This window comes from Shewanella sp. SP1S1-7 (assembly GCF_031932105.1).
GTDB classification, from domain to species: domain Bacteria; phylum Pseudomonadota; class Gammaproteobacteria; order Enterobacterales; family Shewanellaceae; genus Shewanella; species Shewanella baltica.
In genome coordinates, this window is sequence record NZ_JAUOEU010000057.1 from 1 (window position 1) to 4111 (window position 4111).

A 4111-nucleotide genomic window follows, 5' to 3' on the forward strand; every position below is an offset into this window, starting at 1 on the left:
GCAATGAAATTCGCTCCTTACGGTCGCCGGACGTTCGTTCCTCACGCCGTTTATTGCGGGCGTTATGTGTTCAGGATGATTTATGGCTCGTAGATACTTAACTATTCAAGAGGCAAATTCAGCTCTACGTCGCGGAAAGCTAGTTGAGATATTCCTAGGTGGATTCATCGTCAACAAGGAAAGGTGTATTCGTTGGGCTTCATTCGAACAGTCAGGCAGTGGTGTTAGCGGATGTCTTTGGGAAGCTTATGACCAAGGTTCAGAAGATTACATTGATATATATACATTTGACTCTCCATCAGGAGAGTACGATGAACCAGTAAAATTAGTCCATTGCGATGATATTGAAGATGCGGCTAAAGAGTTGGGTATTAGTGAGCTCAATTTTGTAAATCAAGGCGTCGTCCAAGATGAATATAGCTCGTACCTTGCACCACACACATAACAAGGCCAAGCAGCATCGCGCACTACGTGCGCTGGACCTCGCTATGCTCGGCCGCTGTTGGCGGCGTTATGTTGCCCCGATAAATTTGGAAATCTAGAGTTCGAAAATGATAAGAAAGTACAATTCACATGACTTAGATTCGGTTCTTGAGATCTGGCTTGAAGCCTCTGTTAAAGCGCATGATTTCGTCCCAGCGGACTTCTGGGGATCTCAAGTTGAGAGCATGCGTAATATTTATATTCCTGCTTCAGAAGTTTTCGTTTATGAAATCGAGTCGAAAACAGTTGGTTTTTATGCACTGTATGAAAATACTTTGGCAGCTATATTCGTATTTCCTGAATTTCAGGGTAAAGGCATTGGTAAGCAATTATTAAGTCATGCCAAAGCTCAAAGGGCGATCTTGAGCCTTTCCGTATACAAGGAAAATCAGGCTAGTTATCAGTTCTATTTGTCTCAAGGTTTCGCAGTCGTCAGTGAGCAACTGGACGAGCATACGGGACACCCAGAGTACATAATGAGTTCCGGCACATAACAAGGCGCTCAAGCATGGAAAAATACTCACTGGCCTTCGGCCAAAGCGCAAGAATTTTCCGCTTAGCTTGGCGTTATGCATCTTGAGGTTTATGTGCACAGAATTTTATGGTTGATCTCTGGCCTGCTTGCAAGTAGCGCATTTGCTTCAGATCTAGCTACACACAAGGCCGGAATCTGGACTATTGAATCTACCGAAAATATGAGTCGGTGGGTCATCATTCATAACCTTGAGAGCGCAGCGACTACCGGTGTATTTCATATTGAAGTGATTGGTCGAAAACATGGCAATGCTGCTTGGCAAGTCGAGCGCCTAGTTCGCCATATGGCAATCACAAAAAAAGCATTGAAGGCCAGTGTTAAAGACCCTCTGAATAAAGGCGGTGTTTATCCTGAATCTTTTGACAATGCTTATTCGTCTTGGCAGAAAGAAAACAATGGCAAGGGTGGGGCAATTTGCGACACATCCTTAATAGAGTGCATGTAAATGCATAACCAGGCGTTGCAGTGGATGCCCGACACGGAGTGCCACCACTGAACTTGGCGTTAGAGCTCACACAGTTGCCCCAGCGGCTTCAAGGAGGATCGAATGAAAGGACAATTCGTCGCGGGAGCAGTTATCTACGCAAAAGACATTCAGCGAGTGAGCCAGTTTTATTCTGAGCTTGCTGGTCTACCAGTAACTCATAAAGAACCTGACTATGTGCTACTTGAGTCACCAAGCTTTCAATTAACGGTGGTAGCTCTAGCACCCGCAATCGCAGCTAAAATTGCAATCTCATCACCACCAGAACGCAGAGAAAACACAGCGATTAAAATTTGTTTTCCCGTTAAAAATCTTGTAACTACCCGAAAAATAGCTGAGCAGCTAGGTGGCAAATTAAATGAGCCAGAACGTGAATGGCTATTTCAAGGCAATAGAGTGTGTGATGCTCATGATCCAGAGGGCAATATTTTCCAAATTCGAGCCAGTGAATTCTAACAAGAATTTAAAGCGGGACTGCTAACAGTTTGCTCGGTTTCGCTTCGCTACACATTTTAGCAAACTGTTTTCAGCCCCTTAAATGGGCGTTAGGCATAGTTCAAAATGACCCAGTTCTTAGACAGAATTTTGGAGGGGATTGAAACAGGCAGCCTCTTGCCTGCCTCCTATTACGCTACTCTCGATGTGGAATTAGCATTGAATGCACGAGATAACCATCCTACATTCGGTATTGAGTGGAGTAACTTGTTTAAGAGTATTGAAAACGCTTGGGAATGTAGTGCTCAGCCAGAACCAACTAAAACAAAACTATATAATATTCAGAAAATCAGCTTTCTTTTAGTAAGCAAAGCCACATCGCAGAGTGAGCTTGCCAGTTATGTATCAGATGATCTTGATCTCATCACCAAGGCAAATATCTTAGGAGTTTCACATCATTTTTTAGAGTCTCTCTGGAACAGCTACGAGTCAGGCAAATTTCCATATCCAAAAAACCTACAAATCACCTAGCACGCCTAACAACTGGTTCAAATCGCTCGCTCCGCTCGCTGGGACGGGCTAAAGCCCACCCCTTAACCAAACGTTAGAGCTAAGGAAAGTCATGAGTATCACACTGGAAGACGTTACAAGTTCAAATTATGAAGCAGTATGTGACTTGGATGTCACTGATGAGCAGCAGGAATATGTTGCTAGCAATATGTGGTCTTTGGTTGAGTCACATTACTGCCAAGGGCATACCTGTAAGGCAATCTATCAAAACGATAAACCTGTTGGCTTTTTCATGTGGGTATCTGAAGCACCTGAAAGAGTTTCTATCTGGCGCTTTATGGTGGATCAACGTTATCAAAAAGCGGGTATTGGTAGAACTGCGCTAAATTTGGCACTCAATGAAATCAAAGCCAGTGACAAAGTAAAAGAAATAGAAATTTGCTATGACCCTGAGAACACCGTCGCCAAAGATTTTTATTCTAGTTTTGGCTTTCAGGAAGTGGGTTTGGATGACGATGGTGAAGATATGTTGGCAGTCATCAAGCTGTGAGCTCTAACAATCGCCTTAAACATCGTGGCCTGCGGCCGCTGGACTCGCAACAAGTTGCTCGCCGTTTAGGCGAGCGTTAGGCACAATCCAATCAAAGTACATATTTCACTTGGAGCAGAAATGGAAGTCAGAAAATCTTCGAGATTATTTATCGTAGATAGCGAAGGACGCCTTTTATTATTTTTATACAAGGACGAGCATCAAGCACCATTCTGGGCAACCGCTGGCGGCGAGCTTAAAACAGGAGAAAGCTACACTGACGCCGCCGCACGGGAGCTATACGAGGAAACTGGACTTACTCTAAAAATTGGACAACTCCTGAAAGAGCGAGATGAAGTATATGCCGTAGCACGCTCAACACCTGCGCGCTGGCTAGAAAAATACTATCTAGTAGAGTGCCCAATAAATTCGAATATATTCGCGGCAGAATGGACCGACGAAGAAAAGTGCACCATTCAAAAATGGAAATGGTGGAGTATTAAAGAAATACAAAATGAGAATCCAATCATATTCAAACCCGAGTGGATTCCTGAGCTTTTGAGCGCAGTATTGAGCGAGCGCCAACATTGCGCCTAACAACTGGTTCAAACCGTTCGCTTCGCTCACTGGGACGGGCTAAAGCCCGCCCCTTAACCAAACGTTATGCATCAAGGGTGCTATGAGTAATTATCTAAGAATTGAGAGAATTCCTTATGAAGAGCCATATCACGTTCAGTTGGTATGGGATGTTTCAAATGGGAACATAAAATCTCGTTTTGAGTATTACGATAATGCCGATGCTTTCACAGAAATTGGCAAGAGATTAGCAACGTTTCCCCGACAAATTGGTGATATATTTCTGTATGAAATTGGCTCCGAGAAGCCAGAAGATAGGTTCGCGTATTATTTCCGGTTACAGGTGTTTACTACAAACTCGCGCGGTAGCTCTGCAATTCAAATCAGGTTTTGTAATAACCGAGATTTACCTTACCGAGAAGTCTTTGAGTTTTGCATTCAAACAGAGCCTGCTGCAATAAATCGCCTTAGCAAACTGTTCTTGGAGTTTGCAAAACTCGAACATGAGTATTTGGCTTGGTCTGACTCCGAATCATTTATAGGCTCTAAACATGAATAT

At 43.6% G+C, this 4111-nt stretch carries 8 protein-coding genes; all 8 read left to right on the forward strand.

All coding sequences use genetic code 11. The features are described 5' to 3' along the window. Window positions 1-82: 82 nt before the first annotated feature. The gene (locus Q4Q49_RS21845; protein ID WP_006083858.1) at window positions 83-445 is read left to right on the forward strand and encodes a hypothetical protein; all 363 of its coding nucleotides are present in this window, start codon (window positions 83-85) and stop codon (window positions 443-445) included. A 106-nt stretch (window positions 446-551) separates the two neighbouring features. After that, window positions 552-977: an N-acetyltransferase gene (locus Q4Q49_RS21850; RefSeq protein ID WP_312000430.1), complete on the forward strand. Its 426-nt coding sequence runs from the start codon at window positions 552-554 to the stop codon at window positions 975-977. A 75-nt stretch (window positions 978-1052) separates the two neighbouring features. Continuing rightward, a complete protein-coding gene (locus Q4Q49_RS21855) occupies window positions 1053-1463 on the forward strand; it encodes a DUF5086 family protein (RefSeq protein ID WP_113941477.1) in 411 nt (136 codons plus the stop codon). A 102-nt stretch (window positions 1464-1565) separates the two neighbouring features. Next, window positions 1566-1958 carry a VOC family protein gene (locus Q4Q49_RS21860; protein WP_306178892.1) on the forward strand — a complete coding sequence of 131 codons (393 nt, stop codon included), beginning with the start codon at window positions 1566-1568 and terminating at the stop codon, window positions 1956-1958. Between the two features lie 105 nt (window positions 1959-2063). Then, on the forward strand, window positions 2064-2468 hold the full coding sequence (locus Q4Q49_RS21865) for a hypothetical protein (RefSeq protein WP_113941475.1): 405 nt from the start codon (window positions 2064-2066) through the stop codon (window positions 2466-2468). Between the two features lie 91 nt (window positions 2469-2559). After that, window positions 2560-2997, forward strand: coding sequence for a GNAT family N-acetyltransferase (locus tag Q4Q49_RS21870; protein ID WP_006086986.1), 438 nt, complete (start codon window positions 2560-2562; stop codon window positions 2995-2997). 120 nt (window positions 2998-3117) lie between these two features. Beyond that, complete coding sequence (locus Q4Q49_RS21875; protein ID WP_312000431.1) at window positions 3118-3573, forward strand: NUDIX domain-containing protein; 456 nt, start codon at window positions 3118-3120, stop codon at window positions 3571-3573. Window positions 3574-3655: 82 nt separating this feature from the next. Further along, the coding region (locus Q4Q49_RS21880; RefSeq protein WP_312000432.1) for a hypothetical protein at window positions 3656-4111 on the forward strand (456 nt) is incomplete at its 3' end.